This window comes from Halorubrum sp. SD690R, from assembly GCF_005435035.1.
GTDB classification, from domain to species: domain Archaea; phylum Halobacteriota; class Halobacteria; order Halobacteriales; family Haloferacaceae; genus Halorubrum; species Halorubrum ezzemoulense.
Genome location: NZ_SGTV01000015.1, coordinates 41,671 through 62,505, shown reverse-complemented (window position 1 = coordinate 62,505; position 20,835 = coordinate 41,671). Strand labels below are relative to the sequence as shown.

19 protein-coding genes, 1 tRNA gene and 1 pseudogene are annotated in these 20,835 nt (G+C 70.9%); 8 read left to right on the top strand and 13 right to left on the bottom strand.

Annotated features, from left to right (window positions below; translation table 11 throughout):
- Nucleotides 1–25: 25 nt before the first annotated feature.
- Both trmB and EXE41_RS10875 read right to left on the bottom strand, forming a co-directional pair.
- Nucleotides 26–1,078 (bottom strand): HTH-type sugar sensing transcriptional regulator TrmB, encoded by a 1,053-nt coding sequence (gene trmB, locus EXE41_RS10880; RefSeq protein WP_049932559.1) that lies wholly within the window; start codon nucleotides 1,076–1,078, stop codon nucleotides 26–28.
- A 143-nt stretch (nucleotides 1,079–1,221) separates the two neighbouring features.
- Nucleotides 1,222–1,492, bottom strand: a pseudogene (locus EXE41_RS10875) (PAC2 family protein); the annotation flags it as partial.
- 119 nt (nucleotides 1,493–1,611) lie between these two features.
- Between EXE41_RS10875 and EXE41_RS10870 the strand changes: the two are divergent.
- A complete protein-coding gene (locus EXE41_RS10870; RefSeq protein ID WP_137690994.1) occupies nucleotides 1,612–2,670 on the top strand; it encodes a mechanosensitive ion channel family protein in 1,059 nt (352 codons plus the stop codon).
- Nucleotides 2,671–2,714: 44 nt separating this feature from the next.
- The gene (locus EXE41_RS10865; RefSeq protein WP_137690993.1) at nucleotides 2,715–4,382 is read left to right on the top strand and encodes an MATE family efflux transporter; all 1,668 of its coding nucleotides are present in this window, start codon (nucleotides 2,715–2,717) and stop codon (nucleotides 4,380–4,382) included.
- Nucleotides 4,383–4,397: 15 nt separating this feature from the next.
- On the opposite strand, the gene EXE41_RS10860 is transcribed toward EXE41_RS10865, so the two are convergent.
- The 5 genes from EXE41_RS10860 to EXE41_RS10840 all read right to left on the bottom strand — a co-directional run bounded on the left by EXE41_RS10860 (nucleotide 4,398) and on the right by EXE41_RS10840 (nucleotide 9,479).
- Nucleotides 4,398–4,625 (bottom strand): hypothetical protein, encoded by a 228-nt coding sequence (locus tag EXE41_RS10860; protein WP_049932552.1) that lies wholly within the window; start codon nucleotides 4,623–4,625, stop codon nucleotides 4,398–4,400.
- A gap of 65 nt (nucleotides 4,626–4,690) precedes the next feature.
- A complete protein-coding gene (locus EXE41_RS10855; RefSeq protein ID WP_089308775.1) occupies nucleotides 4,691–5,893 on the bottom strand; it encodes a DUF418 domain-containing protein in 1,203 nt (400 codons plus the stop codon).
- A 78-nt stretch (nucleotides 5,894–5,971) separates the two neighbouring features.
- Nucleotides 5,972–7,036 (bottom strand): Gfo/Idh/MocA family protein, encoded by a 1,065-nt coding sequence (locus tag EXE41_RS10850; RefSeq protein WP_086216673.1) that lies wholly within the window; start codon nucleotides 7,034–7,036, stop codon nucleotides 5,972–5,974.
- 103 nt (nucleotides 7,037–7,139) lie between these two features.
- Entirely contained in the window at nucleotides 7,140–7,652 is a 513-nt protein-coding gene (locus tag EXE41_RS10845) for a hypothetical protein (RefSeq protein ID WP_086216674.1), read from the bottom strand.
- Nucleotides 7,653–7,724: 72 nt separating this feature from the next.
- Nucleotides 7,725–9,479, bottom strand: coding sequence for a thiamine pyrophosphate-binding protein (locus EXE41_RS10840; RefSeq protein ID WP_137690992.1), 1,755 nt, complete (start codon nucleotides 9,477–9,479; stop codon nucleotides 7,725–7,727).
- A 206-nt stretch (nucleotides 9,480–9,685) separates the two neighbouring features.
- On the opposite strand from EXE41_RS10840, the gene EXE41_RS10835 reads away from it, so the two are divergent.
- Entirely contained in the window at nucleotides 9,686–9,970 is a 285-nt protein-coding gene (locus EXE41_RS10835) for a hypothetical protein (protein WP_049932543.1), read from the top strand.
- A complete protein-coding gene (locus EXE41_RS10830) occupies nucleotides 9,970–10,524 on the top strand; it encodes an adenylate kinase (protein WP_049932541.1) in 555 nt (184 codons plus the stop codon). Before EXE41_RS10835 ends, EXE41_RS10830 begins: the two co-directional genes overlap by 1 nt.
- Nucleotides 10,525–10,575: 51 nt before the next feature.
- On the opposite strand, the gene EXE41_RS10825 is transcribed toward EXE41_RS10830, so the two are convergent.
- From EXE41_RS10825 to EXE41_RS10810, 4 genes are all read right to left on the bottom strand, one after another.
- On the bottom strand, nucleotides 10,576–12,474 hold the full coding sequence (locus EXE41_RS10825; RefSeq protein ID WP_137690991.1) for a DEAD/DEAH box helicase: 1,899 nt from the start codon (nucleotides 12,472–12,474) through the stop codon (nucleotides 10,576–10,578).
- Nucleotides 12,475–12,876: 402 nt separating this feature from the next.
- A complete protein-coding gene (locus tag EXE41_RS10820) occupies nucleotides 12,877–13,632 on the bottom strand; it encodes a hypothetical protein (RefSeq protein WP_049932537.1) in 756 nt (251 codons plus the stop codon).
- 33 nt (nucleotides 13,633–13,665) lie between these two features.
- Nucleotides 13,666–14,331, bottom strand: coding sequence for a thermonuclease family protein (locus EXE41_RS10815; RefSeq protein ID WP_137690990.1), 666 nt, complete (start codon nucleotides 14,329–14,331; stop codon nucleotides 13,666–13,668).
- A gap of 264 nt (nucleotides 14,332–14,595) precedes the next feature.
- A tRNA-Tyr gene (locus EXE41_RS10810) sits at nucleotides 14,596–14,669 on the bottom strand.
- A 153-nt stretch (nucleotides 14,670–14,822) separates the two neighbouring features.
- Between EXE41_RS10810 and EXE41_RS10805 the strand changes: the two genes are divergently transcribed.
- Nucleotides 14,823–15,713 (top strand): hypothetical protein, encoded by an 891-nt coding sequence (locus EXE41_RS10805; protein ID WP_137690989.1) that lies wholly within the window; start codon nucleotides 14,823–14,825, stop codon nucleotides 15,711–15,713.
- Between the two features lie 95 nt (nucleotides 15,714–15,808).
- Nucleotides 15,809–16,399: an NAD(P)/FAD-dependent oxidoreductase gene (locus EXE41_RS10800; protein WP_086216011.1), complete on the top strand. Its 591-nt coding sequence runs from the start codon at nucleotides 15,809–15,811 to the stop codon at nucleotides 16,397–16,399.
- 50 nt (nucleotides 16,400–16,449) lie between these two features.
- On the opposite strand, the gene EXE41_RS10795 is transcribed toward EXE41_RS10800, so the two are convergent.
- Nucleotides 16,450–18,084, bottom strand: coding sequence for a succinic semialdehyde dehydrogenase (locus EXE41_RS10795; RefSeq protein ID WP_137690988.1), 1,635 nt, complete (start codon nucleotides 18,082–18,084; stop codon nucleotides 16,450–16,452).
- 87 nt (nucleotides 18,085–18,171) lie between these two features.
- Nucleotides 18,172–19,191, bottom strand: a complete 1,020-nt coding sequence (locus EXE41_RS10790; protein WP_086216013.1) for an AI-2E family transporter — start codon at nucleotides 19,189–19,191, stop codon at nucleotides 18,172–18,174.
- Nucleotides 19,192–19,329: 138 nt separating this feature from the next.
- On the opposite strand from EXE41_RS10790, the gene EXE41_RS10785 reads away from it, so the two are divergent.
- Nucleotides 19,330–20,499, top strand: coding sequence for an aminotransferase class I/II-fold pyridoxal phosphate-dependent enzyme (locus EXE41_RS10785; protein WP_137690987.1), 1,170 nt, complete (start codon nucleotides 19,330–19,332; stop codon nucleotides 20,497–20,499).
- Entirely contained in the window at nucleotides 20,499–20,783 is a 285-nt protein-coding gene (locus tag EXE41_RS10780) for a hypothetical protein (RefSeq protein WP_049932525.1), read from the top strand. The genes EXE41_RS10785 and EXE41_RS10780 overlap by 1 nt, the downstream gene beginning before the upstream one ends.
- The last annotated feature ends 52 nt before the right edge of the window (nucleotides 20,784–20,835 follow it).

Sequence of the window (20,835 nt, the reverse complement as noted above, 5' to 3'; positions counted from 1 at the left end):
GACGCCGGGACGACCCGAGCGCACCTCACAGCGCCGGCGGCTCGCCGCGGCCGATCACGATCTCCTGGCCCTCCACGTCCTCCAAGGCGGCGACGCGGCCGCCGATCTCGACGCGGCCGTTCTCGGTCTCGACGACCAGCGACGCCACCTCCTCCGTGTCGACGAACGCGACGTCGACGACTTTCCCGCGGACAGTGACCTCCTCGCCGGTCTCGATGTCGCGGCCCTCGACGGTCGCGTAGAACTCCTCGTCGCCGAACTCGCGGACGTCCTTCACGGCCCGACGGATGGAGGCGTAGCGGCGCGGGAAGGGCCGGTCCTCGCCGTCGGCGGCGAGCGATTCCGCGGTCGTCCACAGGACGGTGCCGAAGAAGCCGGAGACGAGGAAGCCGAGCGCGGAGCGGTTGAAGATGACACCGTAGCGCTCGCGGTCGTCGCGCAGCGCGTCCTGCGTTGCGTACACGGAGTACTCGCCGTCGCCGACCGCGAGGACCGGCGTGGTGATCCCGCGGCGCGCGCGGGCGATCGTCGCGACCTCCAAGTAGTCGAACTCCGTCGGGTCGGGCGCGTTCGACGCCGGCGTGACGAGCAGTTCGACGGTGACGCCCTCGGCGACCTTCGCGGCGAGTTCGTCCCGGAACCGCCGCAGGAGGCCGGGGGTGAGCGACAGCGCGAGCTCGTACTCCGCGTTCGCGATCACCTCTTCGAGGTACCGGAGGATCGTCGAGCGCGACTTGACAAGCGACACCGCCTCCGTCTCCCGCGTCGGCGCGGTGTACCGCGCCTCCAGCTCGTCGACCATCTCCGTGAACGACGACCGCAGATCGCCGAAGGCGTCCTCGGGGTCGACGGCGACAATCTTCATCGGCCGCGACTCGCGGAGCTCGACGAGCCCGCGGTCCGAGAGGCTCCGGACCGTGTCATACACCCGCGGCTGCGGGATCTCGGTCCGGTCGGCGATGTCGCTCGCCGTCAGTTCGCCGTGTTCCAACACCGCGAGGTACGCGTCAATCTCGTACTCGCCGAGGTTGAATCGGTCCCCCACGCGGTCGAGCGTGTCCCGGAGATCGTCAGTCATGTACCGAAGAACGGGACCGGGGATTATAGCTTTTTACTATGAGACGAGTTGTACGCGTTTTCAGAGCCCGGTCCTCACGGTCGGGACAGATGGGGTCCAAATGTCCATGCGGTCGTGGTCCCCTCCGGCTCCCGCTCCTCGATCCGCTCGGCGACGAGGACGGTGCCGTCGCGGTCCGAGTCGGTGTACAGCCGGAGCGGGTGGCGCGGCGTCCCCTTTCGTAAACGGCGTGATCGACGGGGCGCCGTCGATCCGGACGCGCCCCGTCTCCTCGAGATCGAGGTCGTCGATCAAGTAGTGGACGGCGGTCAGGCCGGCGAGCCCGAACGAGGGGAAGCCGGCGAGCAGCGCGTCTCCCGGCTTGGTGTCGTGTTCGACGCCGAACCTCGTTGGGTCCGCAGGCGGTTGGCCCATACCGCCCGTTCGCTCAGCGGAGTCACAGTGGTTGCCCCGTCTCTCGTTCGAAGCGGCTCGTTCGCCGCCGGTCGTGCGCGTGGAGAAACGCTTTTTCCGATGGCCGACAGCGGGTTCCCATGGTCTTCCCGGGGGGAACGCCGATCGCGGGGGCCGTCTCGCGGCTCGCCGATATCGGCTCTCGGCTCGCGGACCTGCCGGGAACGGGCGTGTTGACCGTCCTCGCGTCACTGGCGGTCGGCGTCGTCCTCGCGAACTTCCTCGTCCGGCTGATCGGTCGCCCCGTCGCCCGCCGCGTGTCGCGACAGAGCGTCGCGCAGACGATCGTCCGCGGGGTCCGGGTCGGCACGATCGCCGCCTCGGTGCTGGTCGGCCTGGGCGCCGTCGGCTTCCGGTTCGCGGACCTCCTCCTCGGGACCGCGGTGTTCTCGGCCGTCATCGGTATCGTCCTCGCGCCGCTCGTCGGGAACTTCATCAACGGCGTGTTCATCCTCGCGGACCAGCCGTTCGAGATCGGCGACATGATCGAGTTAGAGGACGGGACGACCGGGTTCGTCGAGGACATCACGATCCGCTACACGAAGATATTCACTCTGGATAACACCTTCCTCGTCGTGCCGAACGGGACGATGCGCGAGCGCGACGTGACGAACTTCTCGGCCGAGGACGAGCGGACCCGGCGCTCGATCGACGTGCTCGTCACCTACGAGAGCGATATCCCCGAGGCCCGGCGGCTCATCGAGCGCGCGGCGCGCGACTCCGAGGCCGTCGTCGACGGCGGCCCCGACATCCGGATCGGCGTGGCGCGGTACATGGCGGGTCCCGACTGCCGCCTCCACGAGTTCGCCGACGACGGGGTCCTCCTCCGGCTGCGGTACTGGGTGAAGAAGCCGTACAAGCTCGCGAAGGTCCAGTCGGACGTGAACACCGAGATCCGCGAGCGCCTCGCCGACGCGGACGTCGAGATGGCGTACCCGCACCGGCACCTCGTCTTCGACGACACCTCCGGCGTCGTCCGCGTCGACGCCGCCACCGAGACGCCCGGTGCCGACGGAGCTCACGGCGCCGCCGATCCGACCCCGGGCGACGGAGCAGGCGCCACGGAGACGGCCGAGGGCGGGCCCTCGGACGCGGACAATCCCGCCGGATCCATAGACGGTAGCGACGGGCGTCGATGATCGGATCGGAAGCCTGATAGAGCGCGCCCGGCTTTTCAACCGCAGTGAGCGACGAGCCCGCCGCCGACCCCTCCGACCCGTCGGATTCCTCCGAGCCGCCGGACCCCCCCGGTGGACCGAGCGGCGGTCCCACGGGCGGCGACGACGGCCGCGACGGGGACGACGACCCCGAAGCTGCGTCCGACGCCCCCGAGCCCGCGCCCGACGACCCCGTCGGCGAGGAGTCGATCACCGAGGGGAGCCTCCTCCGACCGCTGTTCCGCCTGGCGTGGCCGATCGTCGTCATCCAGCTGCTCCAGGTGACGTACAACATCGTCGACACCCTGTACCTCGGCCGGCTCTCGGCGGAGGCCGTCGGCGCGATCAGCCTCGCGTTCCCGCTGATCTTCCTCCTGATCGCGGTCGCCGGCGGGTTCACGACGGCGGGCGCGATCCTCGTCGCGCAGTACACCGGCGCCGACGGCGAGGGCTCCGCCGGGCTCGTGGCGGGACAGACGATCTTCACCGTCTCCGTGCTGTCCGTGCTCATCGGGATCGGGGGCTACTTCTACACGCGCCCGGCCCTCGAGATCCTGCCGAGCGACGCGGAGACCGCGGCGACCGTGATCCCGCTCGCGGCAGACTACATGGAGGTGATCTTCGCCGGGATCCCCCTGATGTTCGGGTTCTTCGTCTTCTCGGCGCTGATGCGCGGCTACGGCGACACGCGGACGCCGATGGCCGTCATGTTCATTTCCGTCCTCCTGAACGTCCTCTTGGACCCGTTCTTCATCTTCGGGTTCGAGGGGAACCCGCTGTTCGAGTGGCTCGCCGCGGTTCCCGGCCTCGCGGCGCTCGACCCGGTCGCGCTGGAGGCGACGCTGCTCTCGGCGACGGGGGTCACCGGGATCGGCATCCAGGGCGCCGCGCTCGCGACGATCCTCTCGCGGGGCGTTGCGACCGCCATCGGCCTCTGGATACTGTTCGGCACCGGGTACGGCCCCGACGTGACGCTCGGGCACCTCGCGCCCGACCTCGATTTTATCCGGGACATCTTCCGGCTCGGGCTCCCCTCCAGCGTCGAGCAGACGACGAGCGCGCTCGCGATGATCACGCTCACCGCGATGATCGTCACGTTCTCGCCGCCGGTCGTCGCCGCATACGGGCTCGGCAACCGGCTCATCTCGCTCGTCTTCCTGCCCGCGATGGGGCTCGGCCGCGCTATCGACACGATGGTCGGGCAGAACCTCGGCGCGAACCGCGCCGACCGCGCCGGCAGGGCCGTGAAGTTCGCGGCCACGACCGGCGCGGGCGTGATGTTCCTCGTCGCGGTCGTCGCCGTGACGTTCACCGAACCGATCGTCGGCGCGTTCCTCGGCGACGTGCCGGACGCGCCCGCGACGATCGGCTACGCGGTGGAGTACGTCCGGATCCGGTCGGTCGAGTTCGCCTTCATCGGCGTCTCGCAGGTGATCTTAGGCGCGTTCCGCGGCGCGGGCAACACGAAGACCGCGATGGTCATCTCGATCCTCACCCTCTGGGTGGGCCGGGTCGCGAGCGTCGGGTACCTCGTGTTCGTCGCCGGGTGGGGCGAGACCGGAGTCTGGGTCGGTATGGCACTCGGAAACGTCCTCGGCGCCGTCATCGGCGTCGCGTGGTTCTCGCGCGGCACGTGGACCGAGCGGTACATCGACGAGCCCGAGCCCGGCGTCGACCCGGTGGGAGACGACTGACGAGCCCCCGGTCGCTCAGTGTCGGAAGAGGTACACCGCGTCGTCGGAACGCAGTAGGCAGAACCGCGCGCCGTCGTTCTCGGGGAACGTCGTCCCGGACTGTCGCGTGACGAAGAGCCGCGAAAAGGCGTCGTCGCACACCGGGCACGCCATCCCTTCCCTGTTCTCCCAGAGGCTCGTTCGGCCCGAGTCGCGGAGCTGTTTCAGTTCGTGACGGTGGTCGTGAACGTCGAACTCGCTCATGTGCGGGAGTCCGACCGGGGACTGTTGAACGTGTCCTCGCGAGTCTCAGTTCGGAGAACGCGGGGTCAGTCTTTCAGCCGCAACGGCTGTGCCTCCCCGTAGGTGAGTGTCCGCCACACCCACTCGACGGGACCGAACCGGAAGTACCGGAGCCAGATCACGGACAGCGGGACTTGGACCGCCCAGATCGCGACGACGATCCCCATTGCCTCGACGCGGCTGACGGAGCCGAACAGCCCGAGACCGTGACCGTAGAACACCGTCGTCGCGATCACCGTCTGGAGCAGGTAGTTGGTGAACGCGGTGCGGCCGACCGCGGCGAGCGCGCGGGCCACGAGCCCCTCACCGCGCCACCGGACGAACAGCGTGACGAGGCCGACGTACCCGCCAGCGACGAGCAGACTCCCGACGTAGTTGAACTGCCGCCAGTACAGCGCGGCGCCGGCGCTCCAGTCGTTCGCCTCGATATACGCGACGCCGGCGACGACGATTCCGACGCCGACGACGCCGCCCGCGACGAGCCGGCGGTAGAACGCGGTCGAGCGCTCGCCGGTCAACACGCCGCGCCTGTACAGTGCCATGCCGAGCAGCATGACGCCGCCCACGCGCCAGAAGCTCGACCCGATGAACCCGGACGTCTGTCGCTGGAACGACGAGGAGACGCGGTGGCTCATCTGGTCGAGCCAGCCGCCGCGGTAGGCGGCCACCTGGTCTCGGACCGCGGCCTCCGCGGGCAGCCACTGGCCGGCGATCGCCTCGCCGCCGATCGAGGTCGCGGCGAACAGCTCGATCGCGGGGACGAAGAGCAGGAATATCCCGGCGAGCCCGCCGAGCCGACGCGCGTCGAGGTCGCGGACGAAGAGGAGGAACAGCCCGAGCAGCCCGTACGTGACGAGGATGTCCCCGTACCACAGCAGGTACGCGTGAAGGAGGCCGATCGCGATCAGCACCGCGGTCCGGCGGAGGTGGAGGCGGACGGCGTCTTGGCCCTTCTCCTCTTTGCTCTCGATGAACAGCAGGACGCCGGCGCCGAACAGCGCCGAGAAGACGGTGATGAACTTCGACTGCGCGAACACGTGGCCGACGAACCAGGTCCAGTAGTTGAGCCCGGTGAAGTCGCCGTACACGGTGGGGTTGAGCAGGGTCTGCTCCGGCATCGAGAAGACGCGGATGTTGATGACGAGGATGCCGAGCAGCGCGAAGCCGCGGAGCGCGTCGAGGCTGGTGATCCGTTCGGAGGGCGGCGTGGGGCCGGGATCGCTGGTCACGAGTTGTCCGCGGTGACGGTCCCCAGCACCGAATAGGTTCCCATCGCGGCTCCCGGGTCGGCCTGCTCGGTCGGCGGCTCAGTCCAGCCGCACCGCCGCGCCGGTCTCCGCGGAGCGGTAAATCGCGTCGATGACGCGCTGGACGCGTAACCCCTCCTCGACGGTGTTTATCGACGGCGCCTCGCCGTCGGCGGCCGCTTCGAGGAACGTCGCCTGCTCGGCGGCGTGCGCGTCGCCGTCGCGCGTCTCCACGCTCGCGTCCGTGAGGTGGTGGCCGCCGCCGACGCCCGCCTCGTGGACCGTGAGGTCGCCGCTACCGCGGTCGAGCGTCGCGCCCGCCTCGGTGCCCCGGACGACGAACTCGTCGGTCGCCGGCCGGTTCGTCGCCCACGCGACCTCCAGCGAGACGGTGCTCCCGTCGGCGCCGCGGATGAACGCGGACGCGGAGTCGTCGACGTCGAACCCCTCCGGCCCCGCGTCGTCGCCCCACATGTGGACGTACGCGTAGTCGTCGCGACCGCCGAACGCCGAGCGCGTGTCCCCGGACACCTCGACGACCTCGGGGTGATCGAGGAAGTAGAGCGCCAAGTCGATCGCGTGGACGCCGATATCGATGAGCGCGCCGCCGCCGGCGACGTCCGCCGACGTGAACCACGAGCCCCGGCCGGGGACGCCGCGCCGCCGGACGTAGTTCGCCTCGACGTGGGTGGTCTCGCCGAACCTCCCCTCGTCTTGGTAGTGTTTGATCACCTGAACCGGCTCCGCGAACCGGTTGTTGAACCCGACCATACAGAACCCGTCGGCGTCGCTGGCGGCGTCGGCGATCCGCTCGGCGCTGTCGAGCGTGTGCGCCAGCGGCTTCTCCAAGAGCACGTCGAGGTCGGCCGAAAGCGCCGAGGTCGCGTACTCTTCGTGGAAGCGGTTCGGGGTGGTGACCAGCACGGCGTCGCAGTCCTCGTAGAGGTCCGTCTCGTCCTCGTAGGCGGGGACGCCGAACTCCTCGTGGAACCGTGCCCGCGCGTCGGCGTCGACGTCCATCCCGCCGACGAGGTTCGCGCCGCGCTCGGTCAGCTTCGTCGCGTGGTGGGACCCGATGCCGCCGAGGCCGACGATGCCGACGGCGACGTCGTTCGGATGCGTCATGGGCGGGCTTCACCACGGGTGTTGTTAAGGCTCCCGTCCCGCGGGACGCGCCGGAACCCGACCGCGCGTGGGGACGGCCGTCACGACCCCGCTGGCGGTCGGCTCACGCGATCGGGACGCCGACGGCGACGGCGATCGCGCCGTCGACCGCTACCGCCGCGGCGTCGGCTACTACCGTCACGCCGTCGATCGCGCCGGGCGCCATCGAGTCGACGAAGTCGAAGAGGTCGCCGAGCGAGCCGGCGTTCTCGGCGAGGCTCTCGCGCGCGTCGAGGAGCCCCCGGAACCGCTCCGGTTCGCGGGCGATCACGAACCGGCCGACCCCGGCGCCGGTGCCGAGGAAGGCGAGGAGGGCGAGCGCCCGCGAGATGGTGAGCAGTTTCAACAGGACCGGGAGCGCCAGCGCGAGCGCCAGCGCGGCGACGACGCCCGTGACGACCTCGCCGAACGACCCGCCGTCGGCGAGGTCGACGACGCCCGCGCCGGAGAGGATGACGAACCCCCCGACGCCGAGGGCCAACGTCCCCCACATGAACGCCGCCAGCAGGCGGACGGGACCGTCGTACCCACTCCCGGCGTCGTCCGGGACGTCGTCGTGAACCCACGGGTTGCGCATACGGGAAATTCAGACCCGACGAGTATATAGATCGCTTCAGATCTCGGAAACGCTCGGCGTGAAACGGACCGGTTAGGACCGGGGGTGCGGGCCGGTCATCCACTCGCTCGCCTGCGGTTCGTCCGGATCGGTGACGACCTCGACGAGGGCCGGGCCGTCGCGGTCGCGGGCGCGCTCGACGGCGTCGCCGACCGCGCCGCGCGCATGGACGCGCTCCGCGGGCAGGCCCATCCCCGACGCGACCGCGACGAGGTCGAGGCCGGTCTCCGCCCACCCGTAGCTCTGGTCCGGGAAGTCGTACGACCGCGACGCCTCCTCGCTGATGATCGCGTAGTCGTCGTTGTTGAGCGCGACGACGGTGACGTCGATCCCCTCGCTCGCCAGCGTGTGGAGCTCGTGGACGCACATCATGAGCCCGCCGTCGCCGGTGAGCGCGACCACGTCGCGGTCCGGGTTCGCCAGCTTGGCGCCGAGCGCCGACGGGAGCCCGGTACCCATCGTCGCCCACGAACCGGGGTTGACGTACGACCGCGGCCCCGCAGCGGGGAACGAGACGAGCGTCCACAGCCGGAACCCGCCCGCGTCGGCGGCGACGACCGCGTCCGCCGGGACCGCGTCGCGAACCGCCGAGAGGGCCTCGACGGAGCGGAGCGGGCGCTCCTCGCGGTCGTCGGCCGTCGACTTCCCCGAACCGTCGGCGCTCTGCTCGGACAACGCCGCGAAGCGCTCGCGGTCGGCCGCGCGGACCGACTCGGCGCGCTCGGCGCTGTCGGCGCCGCGGGGCGCCACCCCCTCGTCGTCGAGGCGGTCGGTGAGCGCCCGGAGGAAGCGGTCCGCGTCAGCGATGACGCCGAGGTCCGCTTCGTAGCCGAACCCGACGTCGTCCCCGTCGAGCGTGACGTGGATCAGCGTCTCGGGAATCGCGACGGACCACGAGGCGGTCGCGACCGCGTCGAGGTCTGAGCCGACGACGAGGCCGACGTCGGCGTCCGCGAGGAGTCCCCGGAGCTCCGCGCTGGCCCCGCCGCAGAGCACGCCCGCCGACAGCTGGTGCGTCTCGGGGAGCGTCCCCTTCCCCTTGTACGTCGTCACGACCGGCGCGCCGAGCCCCTCGGCGACCGACCGGAGGGCGTCGCTCGCGTCCGCGCGCCTGACACCGCCGCCGGCGAGCACGACGGGCGCTGTGGCATCGCCGAGCAGGTCTGCGGCCTCGCGCACCGCCGCCGCGGGCGGTGCCGGCGGCGGTGACGGCTCGCGCTCGCCGACCGCGGGCTGCGGGGTCCGACCGGCGAGGAAGTCCTTCGGGATCCCCACGCGGACCGGTCCCTGCGGGTGTTCGCGGGCGGTCCGGATCGCCTCGACGACGGCGGGGACCGCGCCCGCGGGCGAGTCGACAAGGACGTTCTCCTTGACGACGGTGTCGTACGTCTCCGGCGGCGTCTCGTGGATGCCGTCGCCGCCGCGGACCGACCGCTCCGTCTCGACGGCGAGGTGGAGCAGAGGGACGCAGTCGTTCAGGGCGTTCTTCAGCCCGTTCATCGCGTTCGTGTCGCCCGGGCCGGGGACGACGCAGGTGGCTGCCATCGCGCCGGGCTCGCTCGTCTCGGCGTACCCCCACGCTTGGTGCGGGACGGCGGTCTCGTGGCGGGCGACGACGAACCGCGCGTCGCGATCGGCGAGCGCCCGGTTCAGCGGGAGGGTCTGCTTGCCGGGGATCCCGAAGACGGTGTCGACGCCGCGGTCGAGCATCGCGTCGACGACCGCCTCGGCGACGGTCGGTGGGTCGTCGTGCCTATCGGCGGCGGGCGAGGGCTCGTCAGCGTCCATGTCGCGAAGTCGGCGGAGCGTATGTTGAAAGCTTCGTCCGCCGCCGGGCCCGCGGGCGAGCGCGGGACGCGACGCGGCGGGGAGGGGAACGCATCGGAGGGGCGGCGACACTCCGCGTCACAACGGAACGAGGGGGTAACCCGCGACTTCGGTCGCGGGGCACTGACATGTACACTTATGCTAGCGTGTGCTGTCATGTGTCATGTATGCGCTTACCAGAGACTCGTGACCTGTTCGCGAGGAAACTACAGTTTCCGGCGCCCCGAAGCGAGGTGCTGGAGACGGTCGGTGACACGGAGTTGTCGCCGCCCGACGGAGAGTCCACGACGATCCGGGCGGTCATCGACCGGTCGGAGGTCGAGACGTTCGACTCGGCCGACGACCTCTACGACACGCTGATGATGCTCGTCGGCGCGCAGTTCATCGGCCGCCGGTACTACGACGACCGCGGCGGGATGCCGGGCGACGAGGAGAACGAGGTGAGCTTCTGATGTCAGTCACGATCGTGTCGGGAGTCAACGGCGTCGGCCTTTCCAGCGTCTGTCAGGCGGTCAGGCGCGGACTCGGAGATGGGTACAAGCTGATCAACTTCGGCGACGTGATGCTCGAACAGGCGGCGGCGATGGGGCTCGCGACCGAGCGGGCCAAGCTCGGCACGCTCTCACAGCCCGAGACGCGGCGGCTCCAGCGCCGCGCAGGCGAGTTCGTCGCCGAGGAAGCGGAGACGACGAACGTGATCCTCTCGACGCACCTCGCGGTCGAGACGCTGACCGGCTACGTCCAAGGGCTTCCAGTCGAAGTGCTCGAAGACGTCTCGCCTGACGCGTTCGTCCTCGTGGAGGCGGAACCGGCGACGATCCTCGAACGCAGGCGGGCGAGCGACCGCGACCTCGACGGGGTCACCGAACGCCAGATCGACTTCGAGCAGGACCTCAACCGGTCCGCGGCGCTCCAGTACGCGCGCGACCAGAACGCGCCCGTCCGGTTCGTCGAGAACGAGGGGGAGATCGAGGGGGCGGCCGAGCGCTTAGCTGACGCGCTCTGAGCGAGCGGCGCGATTCGGCACGCGTCCGGTCCGGCGGCGTCGGGCCGCGGACTACTCCGCGACGCTCGTCTCGCGGACGCGGACGCCCTTCCGCCCGAGGTGCCGCATCTGTCGCTGGGCGAACTCCTCCTCGCTCGACCCGCGCGTCGCGAGGACGTAGACCAACGCGGAGCCGGTCGGCCGCATCGTCCGTCCCGCCCGCTGTGAGCCCTGTCGTCGAGAGCCGCCGAGCCCGCTCGCGACGACGGCGAGTTCGGCGTTCGGGAGGTCGATCCCCTCGTCGCCCACCCGCGAGACGACGAGGACGTCGAGGTCGTCGTCGGCCGCCCCGCCGCCCGAACCCTCCGCTTCGCCGTCCGCCCGGAACCGGCGGAACAGCTCCGCGCGCTCGTGGTGCGGCGTCTCGCCGCTGATGAAGGGGACGCCGAGCGCGTCGGCGATCGCGGCGCCCTGGTCGAGGTACTCGACGAAGACGAGCGTCTTCTTGTCGCGGTGGGCCGCGAGCAGGTACCGGATCTCCTCGACCTTCGCGGGGTTCTCGGCCGCGAGCCGTCTGCGGTCCCGGCCGTCCGCGGCGGCGTACTCGTTGCGCGCCGTCTCGTCGCGCCACGGGACGTAGCGGATCTCGACCTCGGGCTCCTGAACGAAGCCGGCCTCGAACAGCGCGTCCCAGTCCGCCCCGATGGGCTGGCCGATGAGGGTGTAGATCTCTTCCTCGCTGCCAGTCTCGCTGACGGGCGTCGCCGAGAGTCCGAGCCGGTGTTTGCTCTGGAGCTCGGCGGTCCGCGAGTACACCGGGGCGGTGACGTGATGGCATTCGTCGAAGCAGATCAGCCCCCATTCGCGGGAGTCGAAGAGGCTCCGGTGGCGGTCCATCCCGGCGATCTGGTAGGTCGCGATCGTGACGGGGCGGATCTCCTTGGTCCCCCCGTGGTAGAGTCCGATGTCGGCGGGGTCGACCGTGGAGTGCTCCAGCAGCTCCTCGCGCCACTGGTCGGCGAGCTCGCGTGAGGGGACCAAAATCAGCGTTTCGCCGCCGACCGCGGCGATCGTCGCGATCCCGGCGACGGTCTTGCCGGAGCCCGGCGGCCCGACGTACACGCCGGACTTGCGGTCGAGGAACGTCTCGACCCACGTCTCCTGGTAATCGCGGAGGTCGGTCGCGAGGTCGATCTCGACCGGGTCGCCGGTCTCGAGGTCGCGGTCGTCCTCGACCGGGTAGCCGGCGTCGTAGAGCGTGCGCTTGACCGCGGCGACCGCCGCCTCGTTCACCCACGCCTCGGTGTCCGAGATTGGCGCGCGGAGGTGGTCGTCGTCGAGGTGCTGGTCGGCGACGTTCCCCATCAGGTTCTCGGAGGCGGCCTCGAGGACGACGTACCCGTCCGCGTGGGTGTACAGCCGGAAGCGGTGCGCCCGACGCCACTGGTCGCGCACCCACGCTTCGAGGTGTTCGTACCGCCGCGGCAGCACCGACCGGAGCGCGCCCACGAGCGCGTCGGCGTCGTCGAACGGTGCTGCCCACACGTCCTCCTGGCGGATCCGATAGAGATACCCGCGGGTTCCGGGCTCGGTGCCGGTGGTGTCGACGAGGTTCGCGAACTGCGAGAGCCGCGCGCGGGTGTACTGCGTGGGGCGGTCGACGACGATCTCGCGGCGCTTCGGGAAGGTCACGACGCGCTCGCGGCTCGCCAACGCGCCCCAGTCGCGGGGGTAGAATACGACGGGGTCGGCCTCGACGTCGAGTCGGTCCACGTCGCCGCGGTCGACGAGCGCAGCGAGCGCGTCGCGCGCTGCCGCCTGCGACGTTCCGAGCCGGCGGGCGACCTCGCTCGCCGTTGCGACCGGTCGCTCCTCGGCCTCGAGCGCCTCGTGGAAGCGATCTAAGGAGAGGTCTTCAGCGTCGTCCTCGCTGGAATCGTCGCCGGCGTCGTCGCCGGTGTCGTCGGTCATCACCGCCGCTTCGGTCGCGACGCGGAAATGGATAGCGTCAGCGGACGAGACGGAACGGAGGTCTTACACATGTCGTACGGGGTTGCTCTCGGAGGAGCGACCGACAACATCTCCAAAGCCCCAGTCGTGCGGCCGCAGTACGCTTCGTTGCGCTCCTCGCTCGCGTCGCTCGCCGCGGTGCTTACGTCGCCTACTGCGGCCGCAGGACTGCCCCTTCGAGTCCCGCCCCACCCCGCACCGCCGCCTCACGCCTCCCCTGCCTCGTCGCTCCCGACGGTTGCGACTCCCTCGCACGGACTCCTCGCGCCCCGCGGGCGCTCGGAGGCGCGCGCCACCGCAGCGACTTGGCCACTCGTGAACCGAGCGAACAGAATGGAGTTGAGTAGAAATGAGTATCGCCGACTAGCGGCCCGGCGACCGCTGCCCACACCGCCGCGAGGTGATCCCCTCCTTCGAGCGGAACCGGCAGCCGCAGTCGGTACAGCGCACGAATGGCTCGCCCGGCTCGGTTTCGAGGCGATGTTCGCCCACCTCGAACGGGCGGGTCACGGTCCGGGGGCGGATCCGGTCCGGGATCGGCGTCGACGCCGACTCGCTCAGCGCGGCCCGCACGGCGATGGTGTCGACGTCGACCCCGTCCCACCGCGAGGCCTCCAGCGCATCTTCGCGGTCCGCGACCTCGGTCCAGCCGGTGACGACGACCGGGGAGTTCGTCTCCGTGTCGCTCACGACCACGACGAACCGGACGCCGCCCTCCACGAGGGCGAACCGCCACCCGTCGGTGCTGTTCCACCGGAGCTGCCCCTCGCGGATCGCGTCGCTCACGGTGCGCGTCGAGACGTACCGACCGGGCTGTTCGAGCCGCTCGCGGAAGTGATCGGTCAGCGCGTAGCGGCCCGGGTCGCGCACGGGAGGATCCTCCGGCGTCCGGGCGGCGGCCTCGCCGCCGTGCGGGGGATCAACCGACCGATACTCGCCGGTTCGGCCGGTCGAGCCGGATCGGCCGGCCCGAGCGCGGCGGCGCGCGGGCGACTCCGGCGGCGACCGAGGCCGGGCGTCTGCCTGCCGGCCGGCGGCGGTCGTGGAAACGGTCCGACGCTCCGTCGATCCGGGCCCGAGGGGCTCCGCGTCCCCCGACCCGCCCTGTCGGGATGCCACTACGACATCGTACCGAGCGCGTTCTTAAGTGTGTTACGCCGGCACAGGGGCGTCGACCGCGCCCGCATCGGCCGGGGAGTCGGACTCGTCGAACGCCCAGAGTCCGACCCCGCGTTCCCTCGCGTCGGCTTCGGCCGCCGCGTACGCGTCGCGCAGCGCGAACTCGGTGTCGTACAGCCGCGCGTACCCCTCGGTCAGCAGGCGCTCGTTGAAATCTTCACCGTTGACGTACAGCACCGCCAACAGCCGCCCGTAGCCGCCGCGTCGGTCCCCGCCGGCGACGACCGTGACCTCCTCGCCGGCGAGTTCGGACTCGGCGAATGCGGCCGCCTCACCGCCCCACGCTCGGAGGTGCGCGCGGCCGGCGTCGGTGTTGGGGATCCCCTCGAACTCACCCGGCGAAGTCACGTCGGCGCTCGTCTCGGGCGTGTCGACGCCGAGGAGCCTGACGGTGTCGACCTCGCCGTTCGGGAACTCGACCTCCACCGTGTCGCCGTCGACGACGCGCACGACGGTGCCGGTCCAGGCCGTGTCGTCCGGGTCGCCGGGGTCGACTCCCGCCGGATCGGTCGGCGGCGAGTTGAGGTCGCCGGTCGGTGAATCCCCGTCGGTGGCGGGGCCCGGACCCCCGGCGCAGCCGGACAGTGCGACGACCGCGACGACTCCGATGACCGCGACCAGCCTCGGTCGAACGCGCATCGATCCCGTGTTGCGCTGGTTTCAGTATAAATAGGCAGGAAAGTCGTTCAGCTTACTCGCGTGCTACTACTAACCAACTCGCTCGCTGAAAAAGAAAAGCCTCACCCGCTCGCTGTCGCTCACGAGTCAGAAATTCAGTCCGCCCTCCCCGAATTGAAACGCGCGAGACTCCCTGCGGTCGTCTCGCTGTTCCCCGCTCGCGGTGCTCGCGGGGACGGGGGACAAGTCGATACGCAGTCCGTTACAGATCGAATGAAAAGACAGTCCGCCCTCCCCGAATTGAACGGGGGACAAGTCGATCTACAGTCGACTGCTCTACCAGGCTGAGCTAAGGGCGGTTACCGAAACATAGCCGCCGGATTCGACTTAAGAGTTCCCTTTCAGAGCAGGTGTGATCCGCCGTACCGCGGGGTGGATCGCCGGACTCGAACCCCGCTCGCGACCCACGCTCGCCGCGGGGCTGTTAAGTCTCTCGCGGCGGGAGCGGGGACATGGCCGACGGCGACGACAGACAGGCGACGTTCGGGTCCGACGGGAGCCTCGAAACCGATCGGACGCCGGACGCGACGGGCGAGAACGACTTCGGCGAGGAGAAAGAGCCGAACGAGACCGACGGCGGGTACAGCCGGTACGTCGTCTCCAGCCTGCTCCAGAAGGCGGTCCGGCGCTCCGACGAGGAGATCGCGGCGTGGGCGGCGTGGGAACTGGCGCGCTCCGGGTACGCCTGGAACCTCTGGGACCGACTCAACCTCTACGTCGTCGAGGACCTGCGCGCGGGCGACGAGGTCGCGCTCACGATCGAGCGCTACGAAGAACTCGCGACGGAGCGCTGGGAGCCCGACGCGTGGAAGGGCCGGCTCTGCGCGATCCACGCCGCGCTCGCGGCCGCCCGCGCTCACTCGACACGCGAGGCGTCGAACGCGGACGCCTACTTCGGCGCGGTCGCCGATCTCCGGGCCCAGGCGCGCGCCCGCGGGGAGGAGCCGGCGCACGACTTCCCCGTCGGTGACCTCGAACCGGACGGGGAGTTCGGCGCGGTCTTCGACGGGCACACCGGCGAGGGATCCAAGCGCGGGCGCGACACCCGGTTCTTCAAGACGCACGGCGCGCGCGTCGGCCCGGAGGGCGAAGACGAACAGAGCGCGCGGTGGCAGCGGCTCGCGATGGTGCTCGACGAGGAGATCGAGTACGACGAGGCGGAGCTCGCCCGCGCCGTCGCACCGGTCGATCCAGACGACTCGTGGGGCGGATCGGCCTCCGGCGACACCGAGCCGGACACGGGCGACGGCGAGACGCACCGGAGCGATGCCGAGCCGGACACGGGCGACGAGGGGGGTGGCGCGGGCGACGGGACCGGGTCCCTCTCTGACTTCGCGGAGTGAGGTGTCGGCCGCGGCGACGGGGGTCGCCGCGAGGTCCGCCGTGACCGATCCCCGCTTCCGCCAAGCCTTATGTTCGGGACTGCGTTGTAGCGACCATGACAGATGTCGCAATCGTCGGCGGTGGACCGGCCGGACTGAGCGCCGGGCTGTTCGCGAGCAAGAACGGCCTCGACACCGTCCTCTTCGACACGGACGAGACGTGGATGCACAAGGCGCACCTGTTCAACTACCTCGGCGTGGGCTCGGTCGGCGGCAGCGAGTTCATGGCGACCGCCCGCCAGCAGGCCGACGACTTCGGCGTCGACCGCTGCCAGGGCGAGGAGGTCACCGGCGTCGAGGACGGAGGCGGCGGGTTCACCGTGACGACCGAGGACGGCGAGTACGAGGCCGACTACGTCGTCCTCGCGACGGGCGCGAACCGCGACCTCGCGGAGGCGCTCGGCTGCGAGTTCGACGACGACGACACCGTCAGCGTCGGCGTGTCGATGGAGACCAGCGTCGAGGGCGCCTACGCGACCGGCGCAATGGCCCGTGCCGAGGAGTGGCAGGCGGTCATCTCCGCCGGCGACGGCGCCGCCGCCGCGCTCAACATCCTCTCGAACGAGAAGGGCGAGCACTACCACGACTTCGACGTGCCAGACACCGCGGCGTCGGTGTTCGGCGACCTGATCGACGACGCGGAGTAACCCCGCTTTTCGCCGTCGTCGGTCGCGCGCCGTCGATTCCACATGTCCAGTCAGCGGCGCGACAGGCGACGACGGACCTCGTCGACGCCGCGACGCATCCGTCGGCCGAGCCGGGTCGCGGCGAACGCGCCCCGGACGAACCAGTCGGTCGGGATCCGGTCTGGGAACGTCAGCGGGCCGACCCGCGAGACGCCGACGGTCCGCGTCTCCGTGTACCGTCGGATCCCCTCGGGCCCGTGTCGGCGACCGAGGCCGGAGTCGCCGAACCCGCCCATCGGTGCGTCGACCGCGCCCCAGGTCGCGAGGAACGCGTCGTTGACGTTCACGGTCCCGCAGTCGATCTCGCGGGCGAGTTCGGCGCCTCGCTCGCGGTCCCCGGTCCAGACGCTCGCGTTGAGGCCGTACGGGGAGTCGTTCGCGGCGGCGACCGCCGCGTCCGCGTCCGGAACCGCCGTCACCGCGGCGACCGGACCGAACGTCTCCTCGCAGGCGACCGCGGCGTCCGGCTCGAGCCCGGTGAGGACGGTCGGCTCGTAGCAGTACGGCGCGACATCCGTCCGCGCTCGGCCCCCGGCCTCGACCGTCGCCCCGCGCTCGCGGGCGTCCTCGACGTGCGACTCGACGCGGGCCAACTGGTCGGCGTCGACGAGCGAGCCGAGGTCGGCGTCGTAGTCGTACCCCGTCCCGAGCGTGAGCGCCTCCGTCTCGCGGACGAACGCGTCGAGGAACTCGTCGCAGGCGGACTCGACGACGTAGATCCGCTCCGCGGAGAGACAGAGCTGCCCGGCGTTCGAGAAGCAGGCCTGGACCGCGCCGCGGGCGGCCTCGTCGACGTCGGCGTCCCCGAGCACGACGAGCGGGTTGTTGCCGCCGAGCTCCAGCGAACAGCCGATCAGGTTCCGGCCCGCGCGCTCCGCGATGGTCCGGCCGGTCGCGGTGCTACCGGTGAACGCGACGTAGTCGACCGCGTCGATCAGCGGCGGCCCGACCTGAGGCCCCTCGCCGGTGACGACCTGAAAGAGGCCGTCGGGGAGCCCGGCGACTTCCAGCAGCTCCGCGAGGAGCAGCGCCCCGTACGGCGTCTTCTCGTCCGGCTTGAGCACGACCGCGTTGCCCGCGGCGAGCGCGGGGATCGCGTCGGCCATCGACAGCGTCAGCGGGTAATTCCACGGCGAGATGACGCCGACGACGCCGACCGGTTCGCGGGTGACCGTCGCGGTCGCGACGCCGGGCGCGACCCCACGGCGACGCTCCTCGGCGAGCGCGCCCGGAGCCTCGCTCGCGACGTACGAGCAGCCGGTCGGCACGTCGAACAGCTCCTCGACCGCGGTGCGCCGGGACTTCCCGGTCTCCAGCTGGAGCACGTCGAGCAGCTCCTCGCGGCGGTCCGCGACGAGGTCGCCGAACCGGTCGACGATACGGGCGCGCTCGGTCGCCGACACCTCGGCCCACGCCGTCTGCGCGTCGCGGGCGCGTTCGACCGCGGCGGACACGTCGTCGGCGTCGCAGGCCGGCACGCGCCCGATCCGCTCGTCGGTCGCCGGGGCGGAGACGTCGATCGCGCCGTCGCCGTCGTCGCCGCTTCCGTCCGGCGAGCTGAAGACGCGATCGGCGAGTCCGTCGAGACGCCGCGCCGTGAGGGTCGGCGCGGCGCCGACCGCGGTTGGGGGATCCGTCGAGGACATCAGGTGTCGGACAGAGGGTCGGGCCATGGAAAGCCGTGCCGGTGGTGCCCTGCGTCGGCGGTCACTGCGTCGGGCCCGCGTCGCCGGTCACTGCGTCGAGCCCGCGTCGCCACCGACCGAGTCCGTCGGGTCGACGTGCTCGGAGAGCATGTCGATCGCTTCGAGCAGCAGCGACACGGCGAGGGGACCGACGATGACGCCGACGGCCCCGAGGGTGAGGATGCCGCCGACGAATCCGACGAAGTAGAGACCGGGCGATATCTTCCCGGTCCAGCCGGCGAGCCGAGTGCGGATCACCGCGTCCGGCACGAAGGCGACGACGACGAGGCCGAGTACCAGCACGGCGGCCGCCCGCCCGGTCGCGCCGACGAGGAAGTCCAGGGCGCCGAGCGCGACGATGAGGATGCTCGGACCGACGACGGGAATGAACTGGAGGACGCCGGCGATGACCGCGAGCAGGACGGGAGAGCCGTAGCCCAGCGTCCGGAACACCGCGACCGCGAGAACGAACGTCGCGGCGGCGGTCGCGGCCTGGAGGACGTATATCGAGTAGAGGGTCTGCCGCGTCCGCTCGTGGAGCCGTGTGGGGATGTCGTGGTACTCGGGCGGGACGACGCCGAAGACGGCCGCCTCGACCGCCCGCGGCCGGTAGAGGATGCCGTACACGAGGAAGGTGAACACGACGACCTCCAAGACGAGGACCGGCGCCGCGCCCGCGACCGCGATCGCGACCCCGCGGATCCACGTCTCCGCGGCCGCGACGTACGGCGCGATCTCGACCACCGTCTGGAACCCGCCGACGGTGATCGGGACGAGGTCGGGGACCCCTTCGAGGAGGGCTATCAGCTCCGACCGCCGCCGGTACAGCGTGTACAGCAGCGGCGCCACGAGGAGGGTCGCGCCGACGAACGCGACGCCGGTCGAGACCACGCACGCGATCCGGCGCGAGAGGCCGCGGCCGACGAGCCGCTGCCGGAGCGGATACAGGACGTACGCGACGGTGACCGCGAACACGACGGTCCGCAGCACCTCCGCCAGCGCGACCGCCGTGAGCGCCGCCATGGCGACGAACAGCACGCCCAACAGCCGCTGCCGGTTGAGAACCATGCCGTCGTGTCGCAATCCCCGGCGAAATGCGTTGCGATGGCGGCCCGCAGTGCCCCCGATTCGCGGGCGGCCGCCGGAGCGGTCCGCGACGACGTCGCCAACCACAGCACCTAACCTCGCGCCCGCCCGAAGAGGGGTATGCGCATCGACCCGTTCGGCCTCGAACGCTGGTTCGCGGAGTACGAACACGAGGCCGACATCATGCTGGCCGAAAGCGGCATCCGGTCGCTCGACGCGAGCCGGTTCGACCTCGATCCGGGGGAGCTCGGCTACGTCATCCCGACGAACGGCGACCCGGAGTTCCGGGCGTCCGTCGGCGACCGCTACGACCGATCCGCCGACGAGGTGCTGTTCACCTGCGGCACCCAGGAGGCGAACTTCCTGACGTTCCTCTCGCTGCTCGGCGACGACGCCCCCGTCGACGGGGCGGGCGGCGCCTCGGACCCCGACGCGTCGGGCGTCGGCTCCGGCACGCACGCGGTCGTCGTCACGCCGACGTACCAGGCGCTCCACGCCGTCCCGGACGCGTTCGGCGACGTGACCCGCGTCGAACTGGAGCCGCCCGAGTGGGAGTTAGACCCGGGGGCCGTCGCCGACGCGGCCCGCGACGACACGGCCGTGATCGTCGTGAACAACCCGAACAACCCGACCGGGCAGTACCACGACGAGGCCGCGATGCGGGCGGTGTACGACGTCGCGGTCGAGCGCGACGCATACCTGCTCTGCGACGAGGTGTACCGCCTGCTCGCGGAGGACCCGCAGCCGCCGGTCGCGAGCTACGGCGCGCACGGCATCTCCACGACCAGCCTCACGAAGGCGTACGGGCTCGCTGGCCTCCGGTTCGGCTGGATCGCCGGTCCCGAGCCGGTCGTCGAGCGCGCGTGGCGCTGGAAGGACTACACGACCATCTCGCCGAGCCTGTTCGGCCAGCACGTCGCTAAGCAGGCGCTGGGGCGATCCGAGGAGGAGATCCTGACGGAGAACCGCGAACTGGCCGCCGCCCACCGCGAGACGGTCGCGGCGTGGGTCGACGACCACGGCCTCGACTGGCTCGACCCGGTCGGGGTCAACGCGTTCGTGACGGTCCCCGACGGCTTCGCGGACGCGGAGGCGTTCTGCCGGACGGTCGTCGAGGAGGCGAGCGTCGTCCTCGCACCGGGGCATCTGTTCGGCTTCCCGGAGCGATTCCGGATCGGGTTCGGACTCCCGACCGAGGAGTTGACAGAGGGCCTCGATCGGGTGAGCGGCGTGATCGAGGAGCACGCGCCGACGGTCGACTCGGCCGCGACGAACGGGGGTGACGCCTGATGGGCGTGTTCGGCGACCTCAAGAACGACGTAGTCGGCTTCGTCCGCAACCCCACCGACGAGCAGAAGATCTTGTTGGTGGCGTTCGTCTCCATGGCGGTCTCGGACCGGTACTTCTATTATAACGACATCCCGTTCGTCGTGCGGACGACCGCGGCCGTCGGCGTCGGCTTCATCGTCATGTTCGTCGTCAGCTACCTGTACACGGGCCAACTCGTCCCGCCGGACGGGAACGTCGACGACGACGAGGAGCCGGAGGAGTACGTGGACGAGCTCGACCCGTAGGCTCGCTTTCGGGACGAGTTCGGTCGCCGCGGTCGTCGCGGCTGCCACGTCG

Coding starts and splice junctions, on each gene's coding strand:
- trmB (WP_049932559.1), bottom strand. CDS start 1,078: ATGACTGACGATCTCCGGGACACGCTCGACCGCGTGGGGGACCGATTC.
- EXE41_RS10870 (WP_137690994.1), top strand. CDS start 1,612: ATGGTCTTCCCGGGGGGAACGCCGATCGCGGGGGCCGTCTCGCGGCTC.
- EXE41_RS10860 (WP_049932552.1), bottom strand. CDS start 4,625: ATGAGCGAGTTCGACGTTCACGACCACCGTCACGAACTGAAACAGCTC.
- EXE41_RS10850 (WP_086216673.1), bottom strand. CDS start 7,036: ATGACGCATCCGAACGACGTCGCCGTCGGCATCGTCGGCCTCGGCGGC.
- EXE41_RS10845 (WP_086216674.1), bottom strand. CDS start 7,652: ATGCGCAACCCGTGGGTTCACGACGACGTCCCGGACGACGCCGGGAGT.
- EXE41_RS10840 (WP_137690992.1), bottom strand. CDS start 9,479: ATGGACGCTGACGAGCCCTCGCCCGCCGCCGATAGGCACGACGACCCA.
- EXE41_RS10835 (WP_049932543.1), top strand. CDS start 9,686: ATGCGCTTACCAGAGACTCGTGACCTGTTCGCGAGGAAACTACAGTTT.
- EXE41_RS10830 (WP_049932541.1), top strand. CDS start 9,970: ATGTCAGTCACGATCGTGTCGGGAGTCAACGGCGTCGGCCTTTCCAGC.
- EXE41_RS10825 (WP_137690991.1), bottom strand. CDS start 12,474: ATGACCGACGACACCGGCGACGACGCCGGCGACGATTCCAGCGAGGAC.
- EXE41_RS10815 (WP_137690990.1), bottom strand. CDS start 14,331: ATGCGCGTTCGACCGAGGCTGGTCGCGGTCATCGGAGTCGTCGCGGTC.
- EXE41_RS10805 (WP_137690989.1), top strand. CDS start 14,823: ATGGCCGACGGCGACGACAGACAGGCGACGTTCGGGTCCGACGGGAGC.
- EXE41_RS10800 (WP_086216011.1), top strand. CDS start 15,809: ATGACAGATGTCGCAATCGTCGGCGGTGGACCGGCCGGACTGAGCGCC.
- EXE41_RS10795 (WP_137690988.1), bottom strand. CDS start 18,084: ATGTCCTCGACGGATCCCCCAACCGCGGTCGGCGCCGCGCCGACCCTC.
- EXE41_RS10790 (WP_086216013.1), bottom strand. CDS start 19,191: ATGGTTCTCAACCGGCAGCGGCTGTTGGGCGTGCTGTTCGTCGCCATG.
- EXE41_RS10785 (WP_137690987.1), top strand. CDS start 19,330: ATGCGCATCGACCCGTTCGGCCTCGAACGCTGGTTCGCGGAGTACGAA.
- EXE41_RS10780 (WP_049932525.1), top strand. CDS start 20,499: ATGGGCGTGTTCGGCGACCTCAAGAACGACGTAGTCGGCTTCGTCCGC.